Source organism: Chryseobacterium sp. X308, assembly GCF_020733145.1.
Lineage (GTDB): Bacteria > Bacteroidota > Bacteroidia > Flavobacteriales > Weeksellaceae > Chryseobacterium > Chryseobacterium cupriresistens.
Window position 1 is genome coordinate 127,606 of record NZ_JAJFZH010000012.1, and the last position, 23,088, is coordinate 150,693.

The following is a 23,088-nucleotide window of genomic DNA, read 5'->3' on the forward strand; positions in this document are numbered from 1 at the left end:
AAACAATGCAGACACAAAAAGTAATAGATCATATTGTAAGCTGGTTAAAGGATTATGCTACAAATGCTAAAGTAAACGGATATGTAATCGGAGTTTCCGGAGGAGTAGATTCCGGAGTAGTTTCTACTTTAGCAGCAATGACAGGCATGAAAACATTACTGATCGGAATGCCGATCCGCCAGAAAGCTGATCAGGTAGATCGTGCACAGGATCATATGAATGATCTTAAATCCAGATTTCCCAATGTAGAAACAATATCTGTAAATCTGACCCCGGCCTTTGAAGAGATCTATAAAACCTTCCATGTAAATGATGAGGTGTATCCGAATGAGAATTTGACTTTTGCCAACACAAGAGCACGTCTCAGAATGCTTACACTTTATTATTACGGACAGCTGAACGGGCTTCTTGTTTGTGGAACAGGAAACAAAGTAGAAGATTTCGGAATTGGATTTTATACGAAATATGGAGATGGCGGGGTAGATGTTTCACCTATTGCAGATCTTTATAAAACTGAAGTATATGAACTTGCTAAAGGATTAAATCTTATCAAAAGCATTCAGGAGGCTATTCCTACCGATGGACTTTGGGATACGGAAAGAACAGATGAACAACAGATTGGTGCAAGTTATCCGGAACTGGAAAAAATCCAGAAAGAATACGGAACGAAAACGGCTGAAGATTACGAAGGGAGAGATAAGGAAGTGTTCCTGATCTTCGACAGAATGCATAAAGCAGCCAGACATAAGATGGATCCTATCCCGGTTTGTGATATTCCTGAAGAATGGAGAGCATAACAATACTATTCATTGGTAAGCTGACTAATACATCATATAGTAAATAATAGTTATGAACGGAAAAATAAGATCTGTATTTTTTATATGTCTGGGACTTCTTTTCGGAATGTCTGTAATGTATGTCTACAGAAACTTTATTGAAGATAAGAAAGATCGGTCAGATTCTGTAAAAAAAGAAACAGTGAGTTACGGAAGTACTTCTTCCGATGGAAGTTCTGGTAACGAAAATTCATCTGGTCAGGTTTCTATAGATCAGCTTACAGAGGAGAAAACGGTAATCAGCTATGTAAAGCAAAATCATAAGCTTCCGGATTATTATATCACTAAAAATGAAGCAAGGAAACAAGGCTGGAACCCCTTTAAAGGAAATCTTTGTGATGTACTTCCCGGAAAAGCAATTGGTGGAGATCACTTCGGAAACAGAGAAGGACGTTTGCCGGATGGAGAACGATACTTTGAAGCAGATGTAAACTATCATTGTGGTGGAAGAAATGCTGACCGTATCATCTACACTCAAAATGGTGACGTATATCTTACCAAAAACCATTATAAAAGTTTTGAAAAGCAATGACTAATGTATAATTTACATTGTAATTATTATAAATCTTAATTTTGAAAAATTATAGACTTTTTTACTTTATTATTCTTTTGATTCTGACCTACTCATGTTCAGAAAAGAAAGATATGATAGCGGAAAAAGCAGCAAAACCAGCCGTAACAATACTCATACAGCCATTTAAAGATATTAAACCGGAAACTGTAGCAAAAGTAGCTGAAGGAATAAGAAATATATACCCGAATGTTAAAGTTCTGGATGCGATAGAATTTCCTGAAAATACTTATTATAAAGAGAGAAACCGATATAGAGCCGATTCAATCATTAAGTTTTTGAATAAAGAAACAAAAGAAGGTTTTGTCACAATTGGTCTGACAGCGAAGGATATCAGTGCTACCAGAGGAAAGATCAGAGACTTTGGAATCATGGGGTTGGGCTATAGACCAGGAAAAGCTTGCGTGGCTTCAAGTTTCAGACTGAGTAAAGAAAACCGGGATGAGCAGTTTTACAAAATAGCCATTCATGAGTTGGGCCATACACAAGGGCTGCCACATTGCCCGGAAAAAATGTGTTTTATGAGAGATGCAGAAGGTAAGAATCCTACCAATGAAGAAACGGATTTTTGCAAAAAATGCAAAACTTTTTTAATCAATAAAAATTGGAAATTTAATTCAATATGAAGACAGTATATATAGATTTTACGGACATAGGTGACTATGAAGATTTTTACGCCCAGCTAAAGGAGAAAATTCAGCTTCCTGAGCAGTTTGGTGATAATCTTGATGCACTTTTTGATACGATCACCGGAGATATGGAAATGCCGCTCCATTTGGAATTCGTCAACATGACTGTAGATCAGCTGGAGATTTTTGAAGACCTGCTGACCACGCTGGAAGATGCGGAAGAAGAAGTGGAAGATTTTAGTTTCACCTATTATCTGGAGCAGTACGAAGACGAAGATGATGATGTGGAATCTGAAGAAGAATAAAAAAAAAAGGTTGTCCCAATATAGGAAACAGCCTTTTTTATGCTGATCCTTACTCTATAGTATTCAAATCTTTATTCTTATCATACAAACCTAACAGGTTTTCAAAACCTGTTAGGTTTCTTATTTTATTTCACTGTAACGTTTATTCAGGACGAGCCGATGTGAACTTTTTGCTTCACAGCCTGTCAGAGTTTCAAACCTGGGCAGGTAGCTAAAAATCAGGTTTCACCTGGTTACAAAAACGTAGAATCAAAATAGAAAGGAAGAAGATCCTTCACTGCATGCACTTTTACAACCTCTTCATTCATACTCGAAAAATAAAGGTCGATATTTTCATTCTGCTTGGTCTCATATTCAATCAGACTCTGACGGCATGCTCCACAAGGGGGAATTGGAGGGTTTTTCTCATGGAATTCTTTCGGTCCGCCCACAACGAAAATCTTTTTTATTTTCACATCCGGAAAATTGGCTGCTACCCAAAAAAGAGTAGTCCTTTCGGCACAGAGTCCGGATGGGTAGGCTGCATTCTCCTGATTGTTCCCGGAATAGATTTCTCCGTTTTCCAGTAATACGGAACATCCTACCAAAAATTGAGAATAAGGTGCATAAGCATTCTCACGAGCTTCTTTGGCTCTTTCAAATAATTGTTTTTCTATATCGCTCAGCTCACTGCTATTTTTAAAATATTCGTAACCGATCTGTATGTCTTTTTTCATATATTGTCAACTAAAAAAGGGGGGTAAAATTAGTTCTTTTTAATGAAGTGGGCAATATTTATTCTTCCCCTGAAAAGTTCAATTTTTTAATGGTTAAAAATGTTATACACACCGATAAAATTCAGAAATATAGAGTTGAAAAACAGATGGGTAATGTCACCCATGTGTATGTATTCATGTGAAAACGGAGAAGCTAACGATTTCCATTTTGTACACTACGGAAGCAGATCGCAGGGCGGTACAGGTCTTTTGATGGTAGAAGCGACAGGAGTAGAACCCAAAGGAAGAATCACCAATCACTGCATGGGAATCTGGAATGATGAACAGGCGGACAAATTACAGAGAATTGTTGATTTTGTACACAAAAATTCAGAAAGTAAAATAGGAATTCAGCTGGCTCATGCCGGAAGAAAAGGATCAACATGGAATAATATACAGATTCCTGTGGAAGAAGGTTGGGAAACGGTGGCACCAAGCCCTATTCCTTATCACCCTACGGAAAGAATTCCGCATGTACTGAGTACAGATGAGGTAAAGGAAATTATTCAGAATTTTAAAAAAGCTGCCCGAAGAGCTGTAAAAGCAGGTTTTGATGTCATCGAAATTCACGGCGCTCACGGATATCTGGTCCATCAGTTTCTGTCGCCGCTTTCCAATATCCGAACGGATGAATATGGAGGCAGTTTTGAAAACAGAATCAGATTTCTGATTGAAATTGTAGATGCTGTTAACGAAGAACTGGACGAAAATACTGCCCTTTTCGTCAGAATTTCAGGAACGGAATATGCTGAGAATGGCTGGGATATTCAGAGTAGTATAGCGCTGGCAAAAATTTTAAAAGAGCATTCCGTAGACCTTGTAGATGTATCCAGCGGTGGAAATATTCATGGAGCTAAAATCCCGGTTTTCGATGGTTATCAGGTCCCTTTTTCTTCGCAGGTGAGAAATGAGGCTGAAGTGAAGACAGGAGCGGTAGGATTGATTACCAGGGTAGAACAAGCCGAAGAAATCCTTCAGAAAGGGGATGCTGATCTTATCTTTGTAGCAAGGGAGATTCTGAGAAATCCTTATATTGCTGTTCAGGGATCTTTTGAAATGAAAGAAGACTGCTTTTTCCCGCATCAGTATACCAGAGCCAAAATCTCTTCTTAGTTACCCCCATAATCTGAAAACCACAGAAATGAACATTGATGATTTCATGCTTACCTGCCCCAGTAAAAAATTCCTTGGGGTAGAATGTCTGGGATGTGGTGCTCAGAGAGCAATCCTATTGGTGTTTGAAGGAAAGTTTTCAGAAGCGTTTGAAATGTATCCGGCTGTATACACTTTATTGTTATTCTTTTTGATCCTTGGGGTAAGTTTTATCGATAAAAAAAGAAAATACAGTAAAATTTTAATGAGTATGGTGGTCGTTAACCTGATTATTATGGTAATCGGGTATATGTATAAACACTGTTAATTATTAGAATCAACAGTAATTGTTTGATTCTTAGCTGATTTTGTGTTTTGATTTTCTTTGGTGTTATGTAGAAAAATTTTAATAAAAAATATAATTTATTAGATTAAAATTCCTGTATTATTTTGTTGTGTAGAATTTTAAAATGTCGTAGAACTACTACAATTTATGAAACAGTGCCTTAAAAACTTTTTAAATTAGAACATGAACTTTATCTTTGTTATATAAATCCTATAGCAGGGATCTCGTTAATGATTAAAATTTAAGAATATGGCAGGAAATTCAAGAGGAATCTTAAAATTCAATGGAGGTGAAGGTCAGAAGTTGTTAAAGCTTAACTATAGTGTGTCAAGATCTACAGATGTTTCAGGACGTGTAGCCTCTGACCCGTCAAACGCATTGATCAAAGTAACAATTGAAGCAACAGAAAAATCTGATGTTTTAGAAAGTTTATTAAACAGTAAATACAAACCGACTAGCGGGGAAATCAACTTTAATAAATCTCACGAAGAAGGAACATTGATCTCTCTGAAATGGGAAAACGGATATGTTATCCAGCATGAAGTAGACTTTGATGCCATTGATAGCAATAATATGCTGATCAGCTTTGTAGTAAGTGCTGAAAGCATCACATATGGAAACTCATCTTATGACGGACTTTGGCCGATGAGCTAAGTCTTTCATGAGCCAGAAATAAAAGACTGTCCTTACAAGACGGTCTTTTTTTACCTAGGACTATATTCTGCAGGATTTTTGTTTTTAATTTTTAAACTCTCTTTCTGTTGAATAATCGTTTAAAAAACAAATCAAATCACTAAAAATATGTCAAATACACCTGGAAACTCACAAGCGGCGTCTTTTCGTCCGACGCAGAATGCAGATGGTATTTCCGAAAACCATCACACAGGTATCAACCGTCTGGTAAAGCTTTCTCTTGTCATAGAAGGGAAAATTATCAAGTACTACAAGCATTTCAAGCTTAAACAAAGTACCAGACGACATCACGAATTTACACTGACACTGGCACACGATACTCTGGGAAACAGACAGACCCACTCACTGGAGGAAGCTAATAAATTTCTCGGAAAAAGACTTACGGCGGTTATTTCCTATAAAGATATAGATAACAGTCCGGAACGAACTTTTGTGGGAGTGATTACCGGAGTAGGATTCAGTCAGGAGCATATGAGTCTGGGAAATATTGTACTTACAGGTTACAGTCCGACCATCCTTCTTGACGGAGCACCGCATATCCAGAGTTTTGGAGGAAGCCAGCCGGTTAATATCGGAATTATTGCAGAAGAAGTGATCAAACAGGGGATTGATAAAAGCCGTTTTGATATCAGGGTAGATGCCAATAATTTTTCTCAGATCATCTATAGCAGCCAGTATGATGAAACCCATTATAACTATCTGGCAAGAATGGCTGAAGCGTATGGTGAACAATTCTACTACGATGGTGAAGTTTTACATTTCGGAAAACTGCCGGCTCAGAATAAGCCTATTACCCTTACGTACGGAAGCAGTGCCAATGAAATAAAGGTTGAGCTGAAAGCGGTACACACCAAACCACAATTCTACGGTTATAACAGTAATAAAAATGAAAAGCTGACTTCAGGGTCTACACCCATCAAACACGTAAGTGATCTTGCAAAAACAGCATACAGTCATAACGACACTATTTATAAGACTCCGGCTCTGCAGATTGCTCCCATTAAAGCAACTACACACCTGGATGTGGAATATTCGCAGAAAAGCGCTTCAGGAAGTGAGGCAGTAAATGTTTTTTCTGTTTCAGGAAATACAACGGTTCCTTTCCTTCACCCGGGGTGTGTAGCAGACGTCCAGATGCGTAAACAGGATTCTAATGAAACCTCATATTTCACAAGAATCATGATTACAGAATCAGAACATGAAATTGACACCATCGGTCATTATAAAGGAAGCTTCGTAGGAATTGCAGCAGATACAGGATTTCTTCCAAAGCCGGAATACACCATTCCGAAGGCCGAGCCACAGACAGCTACAGTAATTTCCAATACAGATCCTGAAGGACAGGGAAGGATACAGGTAAGATTTGACTGGCAGACCAATGATACCACTCACTTTATCCGTATGATGAGCCCTGATGCCGGAGGAACAGATCAGATTACCCAAAACCGTGGTTACGTAGCTATTCCGGAAGTGGGAGATCAGGTGATGGTTAATTTTGTGCACAGCCATCCGGACAGACCTTTCGTAATGGGAGGAATGTTCCATGGTGGAGTAGCGTTGGGAGGTGGCGTAAACAATCACCTTAAGTCTATTCAAACCAGAAGCGGAATCAGGATCCTGATGAATGATGAAGAAGGAAGTGTAACGATCCTTGATCCAAGCGGGAACACTTATTTTATGGACGGACAGGGAAATATCAGTATGAAAGCCCCTAAAAATTTTACGTTGAATGCGGGTGATAATATCAACATCACTGCAGGAAAAGAAATTTCTATAGGCGCAGGAGCAAGTATTACCAGTACCGCAAACGATAATATTGTTTCCATCGCAGGAAAAGATATGAAACTTACGGCTTCGGGAGATATTACGGAAACTTCCGATACCAGAACGGAAATGATTGAAAAAGAATTCAAAAGACAATCTGAAACCTCCAATGAAATTGCAGGTGAAATTTCCATGTTCAGCGAGCTGGAAAATATGACTATGCAAAGCGGAAAGATTGTAGAATTCAACAGTGCTGAAAAATCAAAACTTTTCTGATATGGCGATCATCAAAACAGCAACCAACCTGCGCATAACAGTTAAAGATTCTTACCATCTGAGCGTAGGAAAAAAGGTTGAAAAAATAGCAAAGAAAATCAATGTGGAAGCACATAAGGAAAATCTGGTTTTAGCGAGTAACAAGAAGATTATGTCCCATGGCCATAAGTAAATGTAACCTGCTGATTCTTTTTATATGGTGTTTTTCATTAACGAATTGTCAGAATAAAAAAATGGAAGAAAAATACAGTTGGCTGGGAACCGTTTCTGCCCCGGAGGAATACCCGATGGAAGTATATGAAGGAGCTATTGTTGCAGATGGTTTTACTTACAGTTTTGATGCCATCTGGGGAACACAGAATACAGGCTGGGGTAAAGAAGGCGGTACCATGAACGTCAATACTGAAAGCATGAGTGCGCCCCATAAACTGGAATTTACATGGTACTCTTTGGTAGAAAATAAATTCTACACCGGAAAATGGGACCTGGATAAAGAAAAGATCAAAAAACTTTTGGATGAGGGGTTTGTAGACCAGGACACAAAAAAGAAATCTACTTACAATTCCTTTGTGGTAGGATTAGCCCCACAGGGAAGAGTTGTGCTTTGGATGAAAGGTCCGGGAAACCAGAAAGAAGTAGGCGCTTTTCAGGCTCATGATACCATTATCACCAAAGAAAAAGCATACGATAATGCTCAGTATATGTTGAATGAAGGCTTTGCAGAAAGAATGTTGAAAGATCCGTCTTATAAGACATTCAAGCCGGAAATTCGTGAGAAAATTGAAAAAGAAGGCTATCCGCCAGCAGATATTTATAACGTTTATCGGGAAAGATACAGCTGGAAACCTTCCGTGATTCTCCCTGAAGGAGCCACCTGGATAGATTTTGGTTTTACCGGTTACAACGGTGAACAGGAAAACCTTTTTGACCAAAGCTTGAAAGAGAATACGTACAAAAGCAGGGCTATCCCAAAATTCTGCGGTTTGTACTGGAAAGACAAGAACAACAACAGGTATGCAGTATGGATAGACGCTTTTGATGATAAAGAGATATTTGATTTGTTTCAGAAATCGGGAAAAGACAAAAATATTGATCTGACCATTAAAGTAAACGAAGACAATACAAAGGTCTTGGTCTCTTTAGAATCTGAAAAAGAAAAACTGGCAGTTACCAAAGCAAAAATAAGGGTATCCCGAAAGATAGAATGATAATATTCACTCAGTCAATTTAAAAACAAGAACGATGCACAACAATCAATTTGGAAGTTATACACCATCTGTATCCAAAGAGGAAGTACTGGATATTACCATTGGGATTTTTTTTGACGGAACCCTGAATAATAAAACCAATACGGAAGAGAGAAGAAAAGGGACAGATGCTCATAAAAAACACGGTGGAAAAGATACAGACAATACCAGTTATAACAATGACTGGAGTAATGTAGCCCGCATGTGGGATAACTATGATAAAAACTTCGGGATTTATATAGAAGGTATCGGTACATTGGATAAAGAAGGAGATGCAACGCTCGGATACGCTTTCGGGACCGGAGAAACCGGGATCAGATCAAAAGTGAGAAAAGGCTGCGAAGAAATTGTAAAAAAGGTGAAAACCCTTAAAGCTGAAAAGAAAGCTGATAAAATTGCGGTACTTACTTTCGATGTATTCGGATTCAGCCGTGGAGCTGCTGCCGCACGTAATTTTGTATACGAAATCGGAAAAGCAAAATATAAAGCCAGTTCACGCACCGTCGCAAACGAAGCTGTTTCAGTGACCACCTATTCAGATGATGATGGAAAAAATGTTGATTCTGAAGAACTTCCAAAATGGGGACACCTTGGCCTTAAGCTCGAAGAAGCAGGGTTAAAAGTTGATGTGTTGAAAGTGAGATTCCTGGGGATTTACGATACCGTTTCTTCCTACTCAAAATATCTGTCACCAGTACCCAATTTCAGCAATGACGTAGAAGAATTAAGCCTGAATGAAATTGGAAAAGCCCAGACTGTAGTTCACTTCATCGCAGAAAATGAGCATAGAGAAAACTTTGATCTGACAAGAGTACACATCGGAACTGAAAAAACTTTCCCTGGTGTACACTGCGACGTGGGTGGTGCCTATGAAAACGGGCAGGAAACATGGGAAGAAGTGGAAACATCCTGGACAACCAGTTCCAAATTAGAAGCATTAAAAGCAGAACTCGTATCAGAAGGTTGGTATGAAAAAGATATGCTTACCATTACTCCTGGATTCTATTTATCATTGAGAGGAACCCGTTATCTGCTGAAAACTTACAGCTATATTCCTCTACATTTTATGGCTGAATACGGCATTGAGAAAAATCTTCCTATCACCTTGAAAAAAATGACTGATGATAAATATTCCATTTTGAATGATCAGTTTTTAATAGGAATAAAAGACCGTCTCAGAACTTATGTGATGGGAAATGGCAAACCTTATGCTTTCAAACATTTTAAAGCGCTGCGCGATGCTTATGGTGGAAACGAAGTCCCGGAAGACCGTCAGGATGCTTATCAGAAAGAAGTAAAAGAACAGAACGATTTGAGATTCCTTCGTCTTCATTACCTTCACTGGTCAGCAAGGAGGGAAAAGATCGGGATGGATCCGAGACCGAACAGAACAAGAGTTATCCATTAAAACCAAATCTATAATAATAAGATATCATACAAGAAAGAAATTGAAGCAGGAACATTTTTATGCAGAAATATAATATACATACCGTTCAGAAAGATGAAACTTTAAAAAGTATTGCCTCACTGTACGGGCTTGATAAAGATGCATTAAAACTCTTCCACAATAATCACTGCGCTGTTAAAGACATGATCCTGATCAATCTCAACGGGCAGAAAGAGCTATTTGTTCCGAGAACGGCGGTTGCAGATAAAAAGAGTCTGGTAAAATTCGGAAAAGGAAACAGCCTTACTCTTCAGCCTGAAAACAAAGTGCTAAGATACAGTGTCGTTATTACCATTGAAAAAGGAGAATCGAAAAACGAATTAAAATATGAAGCATCCGTTCGGTGGCTGAAAACAGAAAAAGCAAAGCATTTTTTTGAAATAGAAAGAACATCAAAGCTCTATCTCAATGAAGAAGAAGTAAATGAAATTGCAGATCTGCTGGCTTACAGAACCTCCGGGGTTTTATATCCTTTACAGATCAGTACAGATGAACATGGAAAGTTTGAAACCGTAGAAAATGCAGAGGTATTTTCCAAAAGATGGCCAGCTGTAAAAGAAGAACTCTATAAAGAATTTGATGGCGAAACGGTAGACGAATACTGTGGAAAGATTGAAAAAGTGATCAGCCAGCCCGAAGCCATCAATCTGTATATTAAAAATGATTATTTCATCCGCTCATTATTTTTTGGAATATACCAGCGTTTCGGAAATGAATATAGAACTGAGATGACAGAAACCTTTCCGGTAACAGATAATGCCATTGAACCTGCATATAAACTCACACTGGAAACAGATCCGGTGAAAGGAGAAACAGGTCTGACTACCATAGAAGGATATGGAAAGTTATATGAAGAAAGAAATATTGATGATTTTATAAGACAATCACCTTTTTCATTGATTATAGAAGATCATCCTGTGATGAATGAAGAAGGAACTTTCAGACTTATAAGCTATCTGAAAGGAGAAACTTCACTTCCGGAATCTCTTTATCTGGAATGCAGTATCATGCTGCAGGAAGAGAAAAAGATTTCAGTGTCAGTTTCAGGAATTGATAATAAATAACCACTTCACTAAAGATAAAATTAATATGGCAGAAAAACATATTGTAGTACAGGGCGCCCTATGCAAATGCCAGTTCGGGCAGGTTCCGGACAAGCTGAAAGTACTTACACACCAAAAAGAATATGCCAATGATAAAAGCGCTTCCAAAAAACTGATCGTTACCACGAAAGAAATAGGAGCAGCCACATTTGAAAAAAACACATTCGGAAACTGTACCAAAATGGGAGGTCCGCCGCCTCCGTGTAAAATTATGGTTACAGAATGGCAGAATTTTTATGATAAAGTACAGCTCAGCAACGGTGGATATATCATTGTGGAAGACAGCAAAGCCGTATGCGCTGTTGCCGGAACGCCATGCATCGAGATTATAGACCACGGGCAAAGAGCAGAAGCCAGCCAGCAGAACTTTAAAAATGCCGACAAAGATGTTCAGCAGCAGATCAATCCGCTGGTAGATTCCGAAGAAATGTATAACGAACCGCCTTCAGGAGGAGGGCAGGATGGTGCAATCTAAATGATAAGAGAATGGCAAAAGGCGTAAAAAAAATAAAAGTTGTAAGCGGATTGTATTACCCCAAAATGTCTGTATTAGGGCAAAGGATTACCATAAAACCGGATCAGTGGGTGCAGTTTGGTGTGGATGAATGGCTGCCAGGCACCACAGATGCCGACAAAAAGAAACCTCTTACCTGGATGAGGCAGAACAGCAGCAAAAAAATTATCATCAATCAGATCACCTCTGCTACCGGATATAAATTTTTAATTGGTAAGCAGTATTGCGGAAGCTATCAGTTTTATATTGAAGCCAGTCTTTCAGGAGTAAGAGACCCTAAAGGTAATACAGGGCTATATGTAAAAGGCTGGTGTGAGCCCAAAATTGTGAGCAGCAAATGGTCTACCCAGAAGAACAGCAAAAGCATTAAAAACAATAAAAAGTCCGAATACATTTCTTATGGACATATTGTTCATCTGAACCTCGTGACGGAAGGTCTCAATGGAAATACAGTCAGTATCGAACTTTGGAATCAACAGACAGCAAAAGCGGATAAACTGGTACATACCTACAATAATGTACAGGTAATCGATGGTGAAGTGAATCTGAAAATAGAAAATACATTTGCCTGGATGGCTTATGTGGACAATATTCAGAATGTAGAGGAGTTCTATGTTAAAGTAAAAGATGTTGCATCCAAAAAGTACATTAAAGACAAGCTTGGAGATGACCTTCATGCCATCTATCTGAATGTAAAAAATAAAGTAGTTACTACCAATACCAACGGCGCGCAGAACCAGACGCCAACCAAAGTCTATAAGCCGGATGTAAACTCCGTCAGACTCGAGCCCTGTAAGTTTGAAGTGATCAAAATCACTGAAAATGAAACCAAGGACGGACAAGCCAGCAATACAACCGTTAAAGTGTTTGACAATGGAAACGGTGTCAAACTGTTAAAGTCTGCTGCTCTGCAGGAACATATTCAGAGAACAATCTACTATAAGTTTGACTCTACAATTATTGATAAAGACGGGGAAGCCGTCCTGAATAATGTGCTCAAATTTCTTCTTGAACATAAAGATTCCACAATGAATCTCAGTGGTTATGCATGCGTTATAGGGAAAGAAAATTATAACAAAGGGCTTTCCCAAAGAAGAGCTGATGTGGTGAAAAAATTCTTTGCAGACGGCGGATTAGATCCAAGAAGAATTATCTCCGTAGGAAAAGGGGAAGTAGATCCTACCGATGATAAAATGGGAAGAGACAATATCAAATACAAAAATGAGAAAGACTACGAAAATAACCGCAGAGTAGACATCTCATTTGTATTCAATGCCCATGACGCTCAGACTGTAAACTATGAAGTAACAGCACCGAGTGTATCTACAAAGAAAAATTTAGTAATTGATATTACAGGTTTTCAAACCAATGAATGTTTCAGAGACAGCAAAGGAAAACATAAAAAACAAACCCTGATTGTAGATGTAGGGCAGGCGATAGATAAAGGAGATACCGTAAAGACATTTACCACTCCTTCATTTACTTATGGAGTATACTCAAACCTTTCCAGAGTCAACGCTTTTCCGGTAGAATATATCTGGCCTTCAGCATCCAATCCGAATCAGTTTCATCTGCATGTTCATAGCTGCAGATACTTTAGTAATGAAAAAAGAACTACGGTACTGATTAAAGCTTATCCGGATATTAAATGGGAACTTGCTCTTGAGTTTTTGGTGAATGTTTCCAATTATAAAGCAGCCAATATGCCGCCAGGATCTGTTTATGCAAAACACCAGGAAAAATCCAGACAGGCAGGATATAACAGAATGAGGATGAATGAAACCGGGAAAGTTCCGATTTCAATAGGGTTGGGCATATCTGCCGAATGGGATGCCGGGAGAGAAAAGAGAAGTTTTACTAATGAATTTGCAGATAGAATCAAACTGGTAGCCAGAATGATTGCCACTGCGGTCAATATTGTACAAAATGCAATCAACTATGCGCAAAGTGCGGCAAAAGAAACAGCAATACCGGTTGGTTTCAATGTCAGGTATCCAAAATTTACCGTCGTAGGAAAATGGTACCTGGAAAGAGTCAACGAAAGAAATACACTTAGCGTTATTGGTGAAGTAGGCTTTGGATTTAAACCTTTAATTGGAGCTGAAGTTGTTATTGATATATTGGGAGCAGCCATTGCGGCGGCTTCGTATGGAGCAACCGGAAACCCGGCAGCGGCAAGAATTATTAATAAGTTTCGTGGAGGATTAGAAAAATTAGGTGCTTCGGTAACCTTTACAGCAACATTTTATGGGGAGCTGGAAATAATGGTAGATGCCCTGAAGATTGACAGTATCAACGGGATCAATATGCAGGGAAAAACTACCATTGGAGGAAAAATGGGAGCCACTATTGAACTCAGTGTAAGCGTTGAGGTAGGAAGAGTAAAAGGGACAAAATCGAAGCCTATCATGACATTTAAAGCCGCTGCAAAAGCAGATTCTTACTTTGGTGGAGATATTGTACTGGATTCTGATACTAAAGGACTATTCATACAGCCTATCCTGAAATTCTCAGGAGTAGTACTTTCAGTAGAAATAGAAGGAGAAGTAGGCTGGTGGAAAAGCAATTTTAAAGTAGAAGAAAAAGCAATAAAAGAAGAAACCTTCTATTTGGAAAAAAAATATTTAACTTAAATTGACCTATGCATAATTTAAAAAAGCCCTTATATTCTGTATATCCAAGAATGTACTGTTCAGGAACCATCTATGTGAATGATGTTCCTGTGATAGATTGGTATGGAGATGAGACAAAAGAAGGAGGATTCGGAGGTGACACCATGATTAATCAGGCATTGCTTCAGAGTGGGAAATATAAAGTAACCGGGAAAATGTATCCTCGTTTAGGAAAAAATGTATTGGATGAAGACGATATGATGTCTATTGATTTTTTCTGTGCCGAGCTTGATAACTGGAAAGCTTCCAGGTCTGTTTTTCATCCTAAACTTGAATCTCCATGGGATGGTCTGAGTGACAATATCAAATATCTTCATTTTGAAATCGCAGGTGAAATAGAAGTTGAACTTCCTTTTGTATTAGATGGATGGCAGAATTCAGTAGACTTAAAAGACATCAAAAAAGAAGACCTTTTCAATGATGTTTTAAAATATTATAAACAGATCAGAACGGTATTGCAAAGCCATGATGCCGGAAAATATCTGGAAATGTCACAGGACAAAATGAAACTGCAGGAACAGGCCTTATACTATACAGAAGAAAGAAAAAAAAGATTTTTGGAGAGCGCTGGCCAATTATTTTCTCAGAACTTAGAAGTGGAAGAACTTCATGAAGCTGATCTCCAGCTTGAAGTAATGGGATACGGAAAATTAGTAAGACTGATGAGAAAAGACGGCTCACAACCATTACAATTCAAAAGTCCCGATATTGAAAAACAAAGCAATATAGAATTAGAAGTGAAGCTTCATATGAGAACAAAAGAAAAAGGGTTCAGCATTATTTAATCAGTAAAAATGACTTTTTTAGGATATTTTATAGCAATAATTGTCATATTTTCTCTGTATAAAGGATATAAAATCTTTTTGAAATTTACAGCGAACAGAAATAATGCGGGAAAAAGAGGAGGTTTTCTGGAAAAAGCATTCCTTCTTTTAATCATCTCAATCATTATGATTTCGGTAAATGCAATGGCGTTTGTCTTATCATATACCTTTTTCTGGGAAAAGGCTTATAGAACCTTTGATGAGCCACAGTATGAAGCAATCGTAGTGGGATATAAAAAAGAAATAACGAAGTTTAAAAATTTTTCAAACTCTACCTACAGGGATAAAACCATTTTTTTTCCAAAAGTAGAATATACAGATAACAATGGGGAAAAAGTGATTAAAACGTTGGATATTACAAGCGATAATCCGCCTGTTATGGGACAGAAACTAAAGATAACAGATAAAGCAGGTGAAGAAAGTACCAATGCTATTCAGCTGGATTGGTTGATGTTTGCTGCAGGCTGTTTTTTTACAGGATTTGCTGCATTTTTTGTTGCCTTAATTTCTACCTACACCACATCATATCCTATGAAAAAAAGAATAAACTGGTCTGTCCGGTTGGCACTATTACTGCTTTTCATTAATATTTCCTGTATAGTATTCATATATTTGAAATCATAATTTTTTTTAAAAAAGAGAGTTTATCAAAAAGATAACGAATTATAATAATCATCAAAATATAAAGTAGTATGAAAAAAGCAAGAGTGCTGGTATTGATTTTTGTAGTATTGATCAATATCTGTTGTGGAAATAAATCATTTGACCTGTCATCCGTTTCCTTAGGGGAGGATGCAAAGAAGTATGATTTTGAAAACAAAGACTTATTTCTGAAAGATGCAGCAAAAGCCGATATCATTCAATATTATGCTGATGAAAACAAAGGAATAACCTATGGAAATATACCATTAGATAATACCATGGGTACAAGGATTACAGTATACAAAGGAAAAGTAGGTGCTCTGGACACCAATGCTGCCGAAAAATATTCTTTGGAATTTGTAGAAAAAATAGTAAAAAAGAATGGAAATCCTACTGCTTCTATTACAGATAAAGCAACTGTAGATGCTAAGCTGGTAAAACCTATTTTTGAAAAGCTTAAAAAACTTTCTCCAGAAAAAGTGTCATGGAATCAAAATGAGAAAAATTCCTTTACCTATCCTACTTCTTTCTTCTGGGATGACGGGAAAAATTATTCCATATTAAGTATTTCTATTGAAGATGATGGTAAAATAAGAAATAAATATATTTCTGTGACGAAAGATGCCTATCGTAATAATGCAGTTTTTGGATTGAAATATCCTACACCTCCTGCTTCTCCATGGTATAAGTATATGAACTAAAATCTTTTCCATAGAGAAAAAAAATGAGACATCATTGACAAGAAAAATACTGGAGTAATATTCAGATATTTCCACCGGATTTTAGAACAAAATAGATGGAAGTTAAAAAAGGAAAACCATACATTGGCTATAGTATTTTAGGAATAATAGCTGCAGGCTTTATTTACTTTATTCTGTGGATTATTTTCAAAGATAGAATGCCGCTGCATGAATATGCTTCTGAAATTTCCAATAACTATGACAGTTACGCAGAGAAAGCGATCGTTTTTTTTCCTTTACTTTTTTTTGTTTTCATCTTTATTGTTTTAATGAAGCCTACTGCTTCAAAACGTTTTTTACGCCTGCAATCCTCACTGCCTACCTCTAAGATCCATTCTGTAGCAAAAGGACTGGCAGAGATTGAAGGAACATTAATGATGATGAATCCTTTATTTTCACCAGTAAATGATGAAGCCTGCATCGGATATTATTATACCATTGAAGATATTGACAGAGATTCAGACGGCAAAGAAAGTTACAGAACTATTCACAGGGAAACGAAATGCAATACCTTCAGGGTTAAAGATGACACAGGAACCATAGAAGTAGAACCGAAAGGAATAGAGCTGGTTTTATTGGAAGAAACCAATATAAGCAGTCATGGCGGTAAAAGGTACAAAGAAACTCTTTTAAAAGATGGTCAGAAGATGCTGCTGGTGGGCTATGCCGATTCCAGAAACGGAACCCCTTTCATCAGAAAAGATGAGCATTATAAAATCCTCGGGATTACTTCATCCTCAGGAATCACAGTCTGGAATAAATATCAGCCATTGTTGAGATCGTTTATGTTTACCTGTTCCATCATCCTTTTAATAATTATTTATATACTTATACAATAATGAATCAGACGGTCGCTATCATACTACTTATCCTGCTTGGGGTAGTTGTTATAAGTTTTTTGATCAATTTGTACAACAAACTGGTCATGCTCAAATTTAACGTTGACAAAGCATACGGCAATATTGATGTGGTGCTGAAACAGCGTACAGATGAAATTCCCAATCTGGTCTCTGTTGCCAAACACTTTATGAACTACGAAGAAAAGCTTCTTTCCCGCCTTACAGAGCTCAGAACTTATTACAATAACAGTACTGACGCTGATAAAAGAACTGAGATTGCCAATGAAACCTCAAAAGCGCTTTCCTCATTCTTTGCGGTTTCAGAAAACTATCCTGATCTGAAATCTAATAATAATTTTCTTGAACTGCAGAAAAGAATTTCCGACCTGGAGAACAAAATAGCAGACAGAAGAGAATTTTTCAATGACAGTGTAAACCTTTATAATATCGGAATTCATGAATTTCCCAATGTAATATTGGCAAAAATACTGGCATATAAAGACAAAACACTACTGGAAATAACAGATTCTGAAAAACAATATAATGGAGTTCAGTTTTAATACTTTTTTCGGATTAGAAGACAAAATAGCTGCTTACCCGGAAGCAACCATTTTCGGAGCGATGTTAGTACCCATTTTGCTGCTTATTCCGATGGCAGTGATAGCATGGATCTTTAGAAAGCTGAACTTCAATATGTACATCATTCATGTATTGATGTATACTTTGCTTTTTACATTTATAGTAGGAACACTCACCATATTGATCCTTTTCTTTATTACCGATAAAAATGGAGTGAAACTAGCCTATTGCTGGCTTACGATACTTACGGGAATGTTTTTTTTCAGTTTAATCAATGCCAATACTATCACCAAAATGTTTAGTGATTGGTCTAAAATAATTAAGGAAAGGCAAAATCAGTAATTTTAGATTGGAATATCGCTTCTCCAAGGAATAAGTATATGATTAAATAAAGACATTTAAAATAGAGCAAAACAAATAAAAAAGCATCTCCGGATACTTGAATCCATTTTTTTCTGTTCTATTATTGATAACTGTATACTAACACTAACATTATGAAAAGACTGAAATATATAGTAGTACCAATGCTCTGTCTGGCAGTTGCTTCATGCGGCCATCAGAAAAATAAAGATACTGAGTCTTTGGTTGAAACACAGGGAAGTACCCAGACCGAACCTTTCAATCTTGCTAAACTGAAAGCAGGACAAAATATCAACGATATTTTAAAATCTGCCGGAGCAACAGCAAAAGAAGCCGTCCGTACCAGTGAAGTTACCCTGATCGGAAATGAAAAGCTGGCCTTTGCATCAAAAGAATTATTACACTTCAACGGAATTGATCTGGAAGGAAAGAATCATAAAAATACAAACAAAGTAATTTTACATTTCGGAAAAGTAGATCAGGAAATTGGCCCGCTTGCCAATGAAAAAGAAGATGAACTGGGAATGTATCAGCTTGATATTTATACAGAGCAGGAAAAAACAGCACTTCTGGAAAGCTTAAACAAGACACTTCAGAAACCTAGTTTTGATACTATTCGTGAAGGTTTTGAATCTGAAGTTAAAGATAATGAGATCATCCGGACGCATAACAAACTCAGACAGGAAGTAGCGATCTGGAGAAGTAAAGATATGCTCTATTATTACTGCGAAACCAAAATAGATAACAGACCGGACGAATACCGCTGTAACCTCTTCGTGTTCAGAAATAAAGAATGGAAAGACCTTTTAAAAGGATCCGGATATCCGGACCTTGATAAAATTTCTGTGAATTAATTAAGATAAAATAAACAGAGAATGTAGAACATTCGCTTAGTCAGATCAGCTTGCTGATTCCTCTCTGCCCTCTAAAATAAAACATTAGAAAATAAAATCTCTGCGTTAAAAAAATCTGCTCAATCAGCAAAATCTGCGAGAGTTAAAAAAAATAAATGCCAGTCTAAAAAGACCGGCATTTTTATATCAAATTACTATTTGAACTATTTCACTATAAACTGCATCGTTACCTGATCCAGTTTCAAAATATAAACTCCCTGACCAAGATTTCTGGTTTTAATAGAATTTCCATTTCTGAAAGGCTGGTCAATTGTCTGAAGAGTTTTCCCCTGAAGGTTATAAATCTCGGCTTTTCTTACCTTCTGAAGATCTCCTTTTACAAAGATTTCCTGATTGGTGATAGGGTTAGGAGAGATTTTAAAACTATTGGATGTAGTTTCTGCTGCTGTATTTTGAGCCATTCTTGCTGTTGATCCTGAATAGCAAGTCCATGAAAGATCGTCAATAGCTACTCTGTTGCTTGATGAAGTATTTACAAGGCTTACCACTACATTTCCTGAAATATTGATATTATTGATAGTCGTTGTTGTAGACGAAGTACTGTAAGGAACAGTTCCTACGGTTGTTCCGTTTACTTTTACATCAAAAGTACCATTGGTTCCTGAGAATTTAAGCTGTGTAGTTACCGTTAAAGACCCAATACCGTTTGCAGAGCTTCCGGAAGTTAAAGAACCGTTTCTTACCGTAATTGCTTTATTGTTAATGGTCTGGTCTGTTCTTGCATCCGTTGCTGTCCAGGAAATACCACCATTGCTCCATGTTCTGGTTGTATACGTAGAGTTGGCTGCAGGAATGGTTTCAAAATTTTCATTGGCACAGCTGGTCCCCGGAGTAGTACCGCCAGAAGTAGTAGTACCGGAAACTGTTGAACTGTTTGATGATGAATTTCCTGCGGCATCCTTCGCTACCACATAAAAGCTGTAAGTTGTGGAAGGAGTAAGTCCTGAAATGGTTGTGGAAGTTGAACTCGTAGTCGTTTGCAGACTTCCGTTCATGTAAACATTATATCCTGTTACTCCTACATTATCGGTAGAAGCATTCCAAGCCAGAGAAATACTGCTGGAAGTTGTTCCTGAAACATTCAGACCTGTTGCTGTAGTAGGCGCATGTGTATCACCTGAAGGCTGCTGGGAACCCCAGATAAGGTTAACATAATTTGGATTGTCGATAAACGGGTTTCTGTTCCCCTGAAAAGTATAGGAAGCATTATTTCTTTTGATTTCAGCCTGAGAAACCGGATCCTGATTGTGCCATACCAAAAGGACATTAAGTTCCCATGTCTGTAATCCCGGGAACGCAGAACTTCCTAACATATTTCCTGATGAAAAAGAAGAAAGCTTGCTTTGATAACGGGTTACAAAATAGAAAATCATACGGGCCACATCGCCTTTAAACTCGTCAATAGGCTCAAATACCGTTCCTGAATATCCTGAAGAAGAAGATGTTCCCAGCTTGGATCCGTTCTGTGAAGTAAAAGAAGCACTTCCTACCTTTCCGAAAGGATAATTGCTTCTCATTCCGTTTACCTTTCCGTCTGTAGCTCTGATAAAGTGAATATCCGACACCATTGGAGAGGCCTGATTAAAAAAACTTTGAGGAACAATGTGCTCTCTGTTATAACAGTTTCCTTCACTGGAATAGGTCCCGCACTGGTCGGTTCCGGGAGTATAGTTATATGGGTCAGCCCCTGCAGGCTTTTCAGAATAAATATCAAGGATAGTTCCGTCATTTTCATAGTCCTTGTCAATATCTGTGGTTTTATAGCCTGTCCAAAGTCCACTGTATCCTTTATCAATATGTCCGTTGGTGATAATGCTGCTTAATTCAGTTTTGAGTGCTGCACCGGTTAGTCCGCTGGCAGAATTGTAGTATCCTGCAGGAGCCTGAGCGTGGGCAAGTCCCGCAAATACAGAAAATAAAATGATTTTTTTCATAATTAATATTTAATATAAAGTTTCAGCAAGAATACCACAATTTTTGTGAATAAAAAATTACAAAATTGTTAATTTTAAACACACTGTATGCAATGCATAGTGAGTGATAAATGATGGATGATGAATGATGAGGTTTTGTATGAAATTCAGTTTTATATCTTTGAATGATGACTTTTCTATAATCTATCCTCAATATTGTAAATCCTATAGGACCGGGCTATAATCCAGAGTGAAGACGAAGGAAGCGCGGTTTAAAATAAGACGTTTTTCATTTGGCTTCAGCCGAAACTATAAATAATAGAAGATTATATCCACAGTTATCTGTGTAATTGTGTGTTATCTGCGATAAAAAAAAAATTACCATAAAAAAGCCTATACTTTCTATGTTTTATCCCTCAATATTATAAATTCAATAGGGGCGGGCTTTAGCCCGGTCTAAAATAGACGTTTTTCATTTGGCTTCAGCCAAAACTTAAATAACAGAAGACTATATTTATCATTTATTCAATTCTGTGTTATCTGCGGGAAAAAACAAATAATTACCCATAAAAAAAGCCGGTACCAAACGTACCGGCTATATAATGGATGACTTACATCTTATTTTCTTTGTGGCGGATAATTTTTCATAATCTCAGCCATAATTTCTGGAATCTGTCTCTGTTTTGCTTTTGGAGAATCTACAGAAATTCCGCTTCCGATACCCTGCCAAACCAATTTGTTGCTTTTTGCATCGATAAGATCAACGATCAAAGCGCCTTCATTGTAGTTGGTTGTCCATGTTCTGTTCATACCAACACCCCATCCGAATGGTCCGCCCCATCCCCACATTCCGTAAGGAGAAGAGGAATTGATATCAGTAATCTTTTTGTGATTTGCTTTTACGTTGATAATCAGATCAGGGTTTTCGCCGGACTGAAGTCCTTTGCTCTGAAGCTGTCTCGACAGCTCATTTAGCACTCTGTCTTTATCAATATCATTCAGTTTTAGATCATCAATTCTTATTTTATAGGTTTTGTAAGAATTGAAATTGGCGGTTTCAGCATAATCCGAACGTACCTGAAAAGGGCTACAAGAAGTTAAACCTAATGTAGCAGATGCCAACAAAATAAAAATATATTTTTTCATTTTATTTATTTTTTTTATCACTTTTAATGAATGTATCAGTCTTTTTATCGTACCCGTAAGGACAGTGTCTGCAGCCGCTTTTACAGCAATACCCCCTTTTCAGATGGAATTTTTCCGTAAAAACCTTGTACCCCTGTTCATTATAGTAGAAGTCTTCACCTTCTTTGATGTCATAATGGGCCATAAGTTAAATGCTAGTCAAAAAACTTTTTATATTTGTTACTATGATAATTGTATGCCAAAAGCCTTTAAAAAAATTAAAAATTAATGGCATCGCTCTCTTTCCCTTTATCTTCATTAGGAAACCCGAAGATAAGGAAAATAATGTATTGATCAATCACGAAAAAATTCATTTACGGCAGCAACTGGAAATGCTCGTTATTTTCTTCTATATTTTCTATGGTATTGAATATTATTACTGGTTTTTCAAACTGAAGGACGGTTATCTGGCTTACAGAAGAATTTCCTTCGAAAAAGAAGCTTACGCAAATGAAAACAACCTGAACTATCTCAGAAAAAGAAAATTGTGGAACTTCAGGAAATACCTTTAGAATAAGGGCATGATGCATTGGAGTTCCGGGTTACGAGATTCGGGTTCAGGCTTCTGGGTTCTGGCTTCCGATTTATTCTTTGTAATGACAGAAGTATTAAGATTTTTCACATCAAGATAACCGGAATATTTTGGCATTGCAGTACTGTATAATTCAATAGGAATGGGCTTTAGCCCGTTTATCAAAAAAATCAAAATTCATCCGGCTTTAGATTCTGTGTTAACTTCCAAATATTTTTTATACATTTATATTTATAAAAGCGACCTTGAGTTAGCTTGCGTAGGGTGAACGTCTTTGATTTTTACCCTACTTTCTTCAAAATCTATCTGG

27 protein-coding genes are annotated in these 23,088 nt (G+C 37.4%); 22 read left to right on the forward strand and 5 right to left on the reverse strand.

All coding sequences use genetic code 11. The features are described 5' to 3' along the window. Positions 1–5 precede the first annotated feature (5 nt). From nadE to LIV57_RS14240, 4 genes are read left to right on the forward strand one after another with little or no spacing between them, the layout of a single operon-like run. Complete coding sequence (nadE, locus tag LIV57_RS14225; protein WP_202838863.1) at positions 6–797, forward strand: NAD(+) synthase; 792 nt, start codon at positions 6–8, stop codon at positions 795–797. Between the two features lie 52 nt (positions 798–849). Then, complete coding sequence (locus LIV57_RS14230; RefSeq protein ID WP_227943119.1) at positions 850–1,368, forward strand: ribonuclease domain-containing protein; 519 nt, start codon at positions 850–852, stop codon at positions 1,366–1,368. A gap of 41 nt (positions 1,369–1,409) precedes the next feature. After that, positions 1,410–2,033 (forward strand): Zn-dependent protease, encoded by a 624-nt coding sequence (locus LIV57_RS14235; protein WP_227943120.1) that lies wholly within the window; start codon positions 1,410–1,412, stop codon positions 2,031–2,033. Continuing rightward, positions 2,030–2,341, forward strand: coding sequence for a barstar family protein (locus LIV57_RS14240; RefSeq protein ID WP_227943122.1), 312 nt, complete (start codon positions 2,030–2,032; stop codon positions 2,339–2,341). Before LIV57_RS14235 ends, LIV57_RS14240 begins: the two co-directional genes overlap by 4 nt. 233 nt (positions 2,342–2,574) lie before the next feature. On the opposite strand, the gene LIV57_RS14245 is transcribed toward LIV57_RS14240, so the two are convergent. Beyond that, complete coding sequence (locus LIV57_RS14245; RefSeq protein WP_227943125.1) at positions 2,575–3,057, reverse strand: cytidine deaminase; 483 nt, start codon at positions 3,055–3,057, stop codon at positions 2,575–2,577. 99 nt (positions 3,058–3,156) lie between these two features. On the opposite strand from LIV57_RS14245, the gene namA reads away from it, so the two are divergent. The 17 genes from namA to LIV57_RS14330 all read left to right on the forward strand — a co-directional run bounded on the left by namA (position 3,157) and on the right by LIV57_RS14330 (position 19,088). Continuing rightward, positions 3,157–4,209, forward strand: a complete 1,053-nt coding sequence (gene namA / locus LIV57_RS14250; RefSeq protein ID WP_227943126.1) for an NADPH dehydrogenase NamA — start codon at positions 3,157–3,159, stop codon at positions 4,207–4,209. 28 nt (positions 4,210–4,237) lie between these two features. Further along, entirely contained in the window at positions 4,238–4,516 is a 279-nt protein-coding gene (locus LIV57_RS14255) for a DUF2752 domain-containing protein (protein ID WP_227943127.1), read from the forward strand. A gap of 267 nt (positions 4,517–4,783) precedes the next feature. Further along, complete coding sequence (gene tssD / locus LIV57_RS14260; RefSeq protein ID WP_002977458.1) at positions 4,784–5,188, forward strand: type VI secretion system tube protein TssD; 405 nt, start codon at positions 4,784–4,786, stop codon at positions 5,186–5,188. A gap of 147 nt (positions 5,189–5,335) precedes the next feature. Beyond that, positions 5,336–7,267 (forward strand): type VI secretion system Vgr family protein, encoded by a 1,932-nt coding sequence (locus LIV57_RS14265; protein ID WP_227943128.1) that lies wholly within the window; start codon positions 5,336–5,338, stop codon positions 7,265–7,267. Between the two features lies 1 nt (position 7,268). Beyond that, on the forward strand, positions 7,269–7,439 hold the full coding sequence (locus LIV57_RS14270) for a hypothetical protein (RefSeq protein ID WP_153816338.1): 171 nt from the start codon (positions 7,269–7,271) through the stop codon (positions 7,437–7,439). A gap of 61 nt (positions 7,440–7,500) precedes the next feature. Further along, the gene (locus LIV57_RS14275; RefSeq protein ID WP_227943129.1) at positions 7,501–8,475 is read left to right on the forward strand and encodes a DUF2931 family protein; all 975 of its coding nucleotides are present in this window, start codon (positions 7,501–7,503) and stop codon (positions 8,473–8,475) included. A gap of 34 nt (positions 8,476–8,509) precedes the next feature. Beyond that, complete coding sequence (locus tag LIV57_RS14280; RefSeq protein ID WP_227943130.1) at positions 8,510–9,922, forward strand: T6SS phospholipase effector Tle1-like catalytic domain-containing protein; 1,413 nt, start codon at positions 8,510–8,512, stop codon at positions 9,920–9,922. A gap of 59 nt (positions 9,923–9,981) precedes the next feature. Continuing rightward, on the forward strand, positions 9,982–11,025 hold the full coding sequence (locus LIV57_RS14285; protein ID WP_227943131.1) for a hypothetical protein: 1,044 nt from the start codon (positions 9,982–9,984) through the stop codon (positions 11,023–11,025). A gap of 25 nt (positions 11,026–11,050) precedes the next feature. After that, complete coding sequence (locus LIV57_RS14290) at positions 11,051–11,539, forward strand: DUF4280 domain-containing protein (RefSeq protein ID WP_227943132.1); 489 nt, start codon at positions 11,051–11,053, stop codon at positions 11,537–11,539. A gap of 11 nt (positions 11,540–11,550) precedes the next feature. Continuing rightward, on the forward strand, positions 11,551–14,211 hold the full coding sequence (locus tag LIV57_RS14295) for an OmpA family protein (protein WP_227943133.1): 2,661 nt from the start codon (positions 11,551–11,553) through the stop codon (positions 14,209–14,211). 8 nt (positions 14,212–14,219) lie between these two features. After that, positions 14,220–15,035, forward strand: coding sequence for a hypothetical protein (locus tag LIV57_RS14300; RefSeq protein WP_227943134.1), 816 nt, complete (start codon positions 14,220–14,222; stop codon positions 15,033–15,035). A 9-nt stretch (positions 15,036–15,044) separates the two neighbouring features. Next, on the forward strand, positions 15,045–15,698 hold the full coding sequence (locus tag LIV57_RS14305) for a hypothetical protein (RefSeq protein ID WP_227943135.1): 654 nt from the start codon (positions 15,045–15,047) through the stop codon (positions 15,696–15,698). 68 nt (positions 15,699–15,766) lie between these two features. Continuing rightward, positions 15,767–16,417, forward strand: coding sequence for a hypothetical protein (locus LIV57_RS14310; protein ID WP_079242798.1), 651 nt, complete (start codon positions 15,767–15,769; stop codon positions 16,415–16,417). Between the two features lie 95 nt (positions 16,418–16,512). Then, a complete protein-coding gene (locus LIV57_RS14315) occupies positions 16,513–17,295 on the forward strand; it encodes an E3 ubiquitin ligase family protein (protein WP_227943137.1) in 783 nt (260 codons plus the stop codon). 86 nt (positions 17,296–17,381) lie between these two features. Beyond that, positions 17,382–17,855 carry a LemA family protein gene (locus LIV57_RS14320; protein ID WP_227943138.1) on the forward strand — a complete coding sequence of 158 codons (474 nt, stop codon included), beginning with the start codon at positions 17,382–17,384 and terminating at the stop codon, positions 17,853–17,855. Beyond that, positions 17,839–18,216, forward strand: a complete 378-nt coding sequence (locus tag LIV57_RS14325; RefSeq protein WP_227943141.1) for a hypothetical protein — start codon at positions 17,839–17,841, stop codon at positions 18,214–18,216. The genes LIV57_RS14320 and LIV57_RS14325 overlap by 17 nt, the downstream gene beginning before the upstream one ends. Before the next feature lie 152 nt (positions 18,217–18,368). Then, a complete protein-coding gene (locus tag LIV57_RS14330) occupies positions 18,369–19,088 on the forward strand; it encodes a hypothetical protein (protein WP_227943142.1) in 720 nt (239 codons plus the stop codon). A gap of 203 nt (positions 19,089–19,291) precedes the next feature. Here LIV57_RS14330 and LIV57_RS14335 read toward each other — a convergent pair whose 3' ends face one another. From LIV57_RS14335 to LIV57_RS14345, 3 genes are all read right to left on the reverse strand, one after another. Then, entirely contained in the window at positions 19,292–21,082 is a 1,791-nt protein-coding gene (locus tag LIV57_RS14335; protein ID WP_227943144.1) for an endonuclease, read from the reverse strand. A 597-nt stretch (positions 21,083–21,679) separates the two neighbouring features. Beyond that, entirely contained in the window at positions 21,680–22,207 is a 528-nt protein-coding gene (locus LIV57_RS14340; RefSeq protein WP_110011388.1) for a DUF4136 domain-containing protein, read from the reverse strand. 1 nt (position 22,208) lies between these two features. Beyond that, positions 22,209–22,391 carry a DUF5522 domain-containing protein gene (locus LIV57_RS14345; RefSeq protein WP_047434227.1) on the reverse strand — a complete coding sequence of 61 codons (183 nt, stop codon included), beginning with the start codon at positions 22,389–22,391 and terminating at the stop codon, positions 22,209–22,211. Between the two features lie 40 nt (positions 22,392–22,431). Between LIV57_RS14345 and LIV57_RS14350 the strand changes: the two genes are divergently transcribed. Then, positions 22,432–22,758: a hypothetical protein gene (locus tag LIV57_RS14350; RefSeq protein WP_227943146.1), complete on the forward strand. Its 327-nt coding sequence runs from the start codon at positions 22,432–22,434 to the stop codon at positions 22,756–22,758. Here LIV57_RS14350 and LIV57_RS14355 read toward each other — a convergent pair. Then, positions 22,755–22,952 (reverse strand): hypothetical protein, encoded by a 198-nt coding sequence (locus tag LIV57_RS14355; RefSeq protein ID WP_227943147.1) that lies wholly within the window; start codon positions 22,950–22,952, stop codon positions 22,755–22,757. The two genes, LIV57_RS14350 and LIV57_RS14355, sit on opposite strands and share 4 nt — an antisense overlap. Between the last annotated feature and the right edge of the window lie 136 nt (positions 22,953–23,088).

Coding starts and splice junctions, on each gene's coding strand:
- LIV57_RS14335 (WP_227943144.1), bottom strand. CDS start 21,082: ATGAAAAAAATCATTTTATTTTCTGTATTTGCGGGACTTGCCCACGCT.
- LIV57_RS14290 (WP_227943132.1), top strand. CDS start 11,051: ATGGCAGAAAAACATATTGTAGTACAGGGCGCCCTATGCAAATGCCAG.
- LIV57_RS14300 (WP_227943134.1), top strand. CDS start 14,220: ATGCATAATTTAAAAAAGCCCTTATATTCTGTATATCCAAGAATGTAC.
- LIV57_RS14270 (WP_153816338.1), top strand. CDS start 7,269: ATGGCGATCATCAAAACAGCAACCAACCTGCGCATAACAGTTAAAGAT.
- LIV57_RS14285 (WP_227943131.1), top strand. CDS start 9,982: ATGCAGAAATATAATATACATACCGTTCAGAAAGATGAAACTTTAAAA.
- LIV57_RS14245 (WP_227943125.1), bottom strand. CDS start 3,057: ATGAAAAAAGACATACAGATCGGTTACGAATATTTTAAAAATAGCAGT.
- LIV57_RS14310 (WP_079242798.1), top strand. CDS start 15,767: ATGAAAAAAGCAAGAGTGCTGGTATTGATTTTTGTAGTATTGATCAAT.
- nadE (WP_202838863.1), top strand. CDS start 6: ATGCAGACACAAAAAGTAATAGATCATATTGTAAGCTGGTTAAAGGAT.
- LIV57_RS14320 (WP_227943138.1), top strand. CDS start 17,382: ATGCTCAAATTTAACGTTGACAAAGCATACGGCAATATTGATGTGGTG.
- LIV57_RS14230 (WP_227943119.1), top strand. CDS start 850: ATGAACGGAAAAATAAGATCTGTATTTTTTATATGTCTGGGACTTCTT.
- LIV57_RS14305 (WP_227943135.1), top strand. CDS start 15,045: ATGACTTTTTTAGGATATTTTATAGCAATAATTGTCATATTTTCTCTG.
- LIV57_RS14345 (WP_047434227.1), bottom strand. CDS start 22,391: ATGGCCCATTATGACATCAAAGAAGGTGAAGACTTCTACTATAATGAA.
- LIV57_RS14280 (WP_227943130.1), top strand. CDS start 8,510: ATGCACAACAATCAATTTGGAAGTTATACACCATCTGTATCCAAAGAG.
- LIV57_RS14240 (WP_227943122.1), top strand. CDS start 2,030: ATGAAGACAGTATATATAGATTTTACGGACATAGGTGACTATGAAGAT.
- LIV57_RS14315 (WP_227943137.1), top strand. CDS start 16,513: ATGGAAGTTAAAAAAGGAAAACCATACATTGGCTATAGTATTTTAGGA.
- LIV57_RS14325 (WP_227943141.1), top strand. CDS start 17,839: ATGGAGTTCAGTTTTAATACTTTTTTCGGATTAGAAGACAAAATAGCT.
- LIV57_RS14275 (WP_227943129.1), top strand. CDS start 7,501: ATGGAAGAAAAATACAGTTGGCTGGGAACCGTTTCTGCCCCGGAGGAA.
- LIV57_RS14295 (WP_227943133.1), top strand. CDS start 11,551: ATGGCAAAAGGCGTAAAAAAAATAAAAGTTGTAAGCGGATTGTATTAC.
- LIV57_RS14350 (WP_227943146.1), top strand. CDS start 22,432: ATGATAATTGTATGCCAAAAGCCTTTAAAAAAATTAAAAATTAATGGC.
- namA (WP_227943126.1), top strand. CDS start 3,157: ATGTTATACACACCGATAAAATTCAGAAATATAGAGTTGAAAAACAGA.
- LIV57_RS14340 (WP_110011388.1), bottom strand. CDS start 22,207: ATGAAAAAATATATTTTTATTTTGTTGGCATCTGCTACATTAGGTTTA.
- tssD (WP_002977458.1), top strand. CDS start 4,784: ATGGCAGGAAATTCAAGAGGAATCTTAAAATTCAATGGAGGTGAAGGT.
- LIV57_RS14330 (WP_227943142.1), top strand. CDS start 18,369: ATGAAAAGACTGAAATATATAGTAGTACCAATGCTCTGTCTGGCAGTT.
- LIV57_RS14255 (WP_227943127.1), top strand. CDS start 4,238: ATGAACATTGATGATTTCATGCTTACCTGCCCCAGTAAAAAATTCCTT.
- LIV57_RS14265 (WP_227943128.1), top strand. CDS start 5,336: ATGTCAAATACACCTGGAAACTCACAAGCGGCGTCTTTTCGTCCGACG.